The 3,002-nt window shown below is 71.2% G+C and carries 4 protein-coding genes; 1 reads left to right on the top strand and 3 read right to left on the bottom strand.

Annotation, left to right across the window (positions count from 1 at the left end; translation table 11 throughout):
* Positions 1-31 precede the first annotated feature (31 nt).
* A complete protein-coding gene (locus ABZ260_RS49320) occupies positions 32-1,030 on the bottom strand; it encodes an MFS transporter (RefSeq protein WP_355632412.1) in 999 nt (332 codons plus the stop codon).
* A gap of 98 nt (positions 1,031-1,128) precedes the next feature.
* Here ABZ260_RS49320 and ABZ260_RS49315 point away from each other — a divergent pair, with 98 nt between their 5' ends.
* Positions 1,129-1,596, top strand: a complete 468-nt coding sequence (locus ABZ260_RS49315) for a MarR family transcriptional regulator (protein ID WP_355632408.1) — start codon at positions 1,129-1,131, stop codon at positions 1,594-1,596.
* Between the two features lie 75 nt (positions 1,597-1,671).
* Here the strand turns inward: ABZ260_RS49315 and ABZ260_RS49310 are convergent, their stop codons facing one another.
* Both ABZ260_RS49310 and ABZ260_RS49305 read right to left on the bottom strand, forming a co-directional pair.
* Positions 1,672-2,415, bottom strand: coding sequence for an ABC transporter permease (locus ABZ260_RS49310; RefSeq protein ID WP_355632405.1), 744 nt, complete (start codon positions 2,413-2,415; stop codon positions 1,672-1,674).
* On the bottom strand, positions 2,412-3,002 hold a 591-nt coding region (locus ABZ260_RS49305), incomplete at its 5' end, for an AAA family ATPase (RefSeq protein ID WP_355632402.1). The genes ABZ260_RS49310 and ABZ260_RS49305, both read right to left, overlap by 4 nt.

The following is a 3,002-nucleotide window of genomic DNA, read 5'->3' as shown; positions in this document are numbered from 1 at the left end:
GATGCCGGGCGTCCCTTCTCCGGGCTACCCCTCATCCTGACGGTCGGGGATCTCTCGCCCGCCGGCATCGTGTCGGCCCGTGGCGTCCCCGCCGCCCAGGGTCCTGCTGGGCGAGAAGCGGCATCGCCAGGTAGAAGAAGTAGGATCCCGCGCCGAACAGCAGGGCGGCGACATGGGTCACCAGCATCGGCCGGTCGGCCAGCTCGCCGACGTCGACGAGCGCTTCGCGCCTGCCCCGCTCCACCACCAGGAGCACGGCGAACAGCAGCGCGCCGAGCGCGAAGAGGCCGAGCACCGACGCCGACGTCCAGCCCCAGGAAGGCCCCTGGGTGAGAGCGAGCAGCACCGCGACCAGGCTGAGACCGAGCAGTGCCGCCCCGGGCAGGTCGAGCCTGCCGGTCACGGTGTGACGGCTCGCGGGCACCCAGCGCAGCACCATCAGCAGGCTGATCGTCGCGAGCAGCGCGCCGAGGACGAACAGGTAGCGCCAGGACAGGTGGTCGGCCAGCAGCCCGCCGACCACCAGGCCCGTCCCCCCTCCGGCCCCGACGATGCCGGAGACCAGGCCCATCGCGAACGGAAGCCGTCCGCGGGGCAGCGCCTCGCGCAGGATCGCCATCGACAGCGGCACCACCGCCAGTGCCGCCCCCTGGACGACGCGGGCGGCGATGAGCTGGCCGATGTTCTGGGCGAGCGCCGCTCCGACCATCCCGGCCGCGTAGGCGACGAGCACGGCGGTCATCACTCTCCGCCTGCCGTACAGGTCGCCCATCCGGCCGAGGAGCGGGGTCAGCACGGCGCTGGAGAGCAGGAAGGCACTGAGGATCCAGGCCGACCAGGTGGGAGTGGTGTCCAGCTCGCGCTCCAGCAGCCGCAGGGCGGGAACCACCACGGTCTGCATGAGGGAGTAGCCGAAGACCGCCGTGACCAGCGCGATCAGGATCCTGGTGTTGCCCGGGTCCGAGCCCGGCGCGTCGCCGCTCGCCTGCCGGGTGGCCGGCTCGCCGCCCGGCTGCGTACTCGCGGTCATGGAGCACCTCTAGTTCGTAGAACGAAATATTCGCTATACGAACGACATTAGTTCGTAGAGCAAACCATCGTCAACTACACTGGGGACCGGGAGGTGCCATGACCACGACTACCGAGGCGACCGCGGAGCTGGGATTCGCCGCCGCACTGGTGCGGATGTCGCATCTGGTGCAGCACGTGTTCGCCGACGTGAGCCGCGACCACGACATCACCCCACAGCAGACGCAACTGCTCTGCATGCTGATCGGCGGCCCGGTCGGCATGACCGACCTCAGCCGGTTCCTGCACCTGGAGAAGTCCAGCCTCACCGGGCTCGTGGATCGGGTGGAGCGTCGCGGTCTGGTCGCCCGGGTCCGCGACGCCCGCGACCGGCGCGCCTGCCAGGTCACGTTGACCGACGAGGGCACGCGGCTCGCCGTCGAGGCGCACCGCGACGTGACCGTACGGTTGGACGCCCTGGCGGGTGAACTGCCGGACGCCGACAGGGATCGGCTGGCGTCGGTCATCACGCGGCTTCTCAGCCGGCACGGCGCGCTGACGGGACACCCTCGCGACCTGGCCCGCTGAGCACGCACCGCCAGGCCGGGTTCGCGGCGGAGGACCGAAAGGCGCGGTCGACGCGGCATCCGGCGGCCTCGACGGTCAGGCGTTCTCGCGGTTGAAGACGCGGGTGCCCACCGAGACACAGACCACGGAGAGGACCGCGGTCACGGCGACGCCCACGACCACGGTCATCGTCGCGTAGTGGCCGACGAACAGCTCACGTATGGCCTCCAGCACGTAGCGGAACGGCGTGAGGCGTGACAGCGCGTCCAGCCAGCCGGGCGCCATCGACATCGGCAGGAACGCACCGGACAGCAGGACCAGCGGGACCACCGCCGTGCTCATGACCGGCGCGAACGCGTCAGGGTCCATGACGAGCGCGATCGCGTTGGAGAGCGCGGCCAGGCTGACCCCGAGCAGCGTCATCAGGGCGAGCGCGAGCAGCACGCCGGGGAGCGCCGCGCGCAGGCCGAAGGCGTAACCCACCGCGATCAGCATGATCGACTGGATCAGCAGGGTGAGCGAGCTGGCCAGCACCCGGCCGAGCAGCAGCGAGACGCGGTGTGCCGGGGTGACCCGCAGCCGGTCCAGCACACCGGCCCCGGCGTCGAAGACGATGCCGAAGCCGGACAGACCCGCGCTGAACAGCCCGACCTGGACCAGCAGGCCGGGGATCAGCGTCTCCCAGGTGCCGATCGTGGCGAACAGCGGGCCGAACAACACCAGATAGAGCAGAGGCTGCAGTACCCCGAAGACGATCCCCGCCTTCTGCCGCAAGGCTATCCGGACGTTGTGCCGGAAGATCAGCCAGGTGTCGCGGACGACGCCCATCGAGCCGTTCACCGCTCCTCACCCGCCGCGCGAGCCTCTCGCCGCCCGCCTGCCGTTCCATCGGTGAGCGCCGGGCCGTCGGCCGTTCCATCGGCGGCGCGGACCCTGAAGGCCGTCGCGCCTCCCTCACGGGAACCACCGGGCACCTCGCCGGGCGCGTGAAGCTCGCCTTCCTCCCGGGAGGCGCCGGGCGCGCGGGACTCGCCGGGCGGCTCACCACCTGGCGGGTCGTCTCTCAGGGAGCGGCCGGTGATGGACAGGAAGACGTCGTCGAGGGTGCCGGTGCCGCCCTTGAGCTCGGCCGGGGTACCCTCGGCGACGATCACGCCGTGGTCGATGATGAACAGGCGGTCGGCGAGCGTGTCCGCCTCTTCGAGATAGTGCGTGGTCAGGAAGACCGTGAGGCCGGCACTGTCGCGCAGGTCCCTGATCTGGTCCCAGAGGCCGGCCCTGCTCTGCGGGTCCAGGCCCGTGGTGGGCTCGTCGAGGAAGAGCAGTGACGGGTTGTGGACCAGCCCGAACGCGAGGTCGAACCGGCGGCGCTGGCCGCCGGAGAGAGCCCCGCCCGGCCGCTCCCGCAACGCGGTCAGCCCGAGTCG

The sequence above is a fragment of the Streptosporangium sp. NPDC006013 genome (assembly GCF_040614275.1).
In the GTDB taxonomy this organism is placed as follows: domain Bacteria; phylum Actinomycetota; class Actinomycetes; order Streptosporangiales; family Streptosporangiaceae; genus Streptosporangium.
Note: the sequence above shows the minus strand (reverse complement) of the source record. Positions and strands in the feature narration are given on the sequence as shown.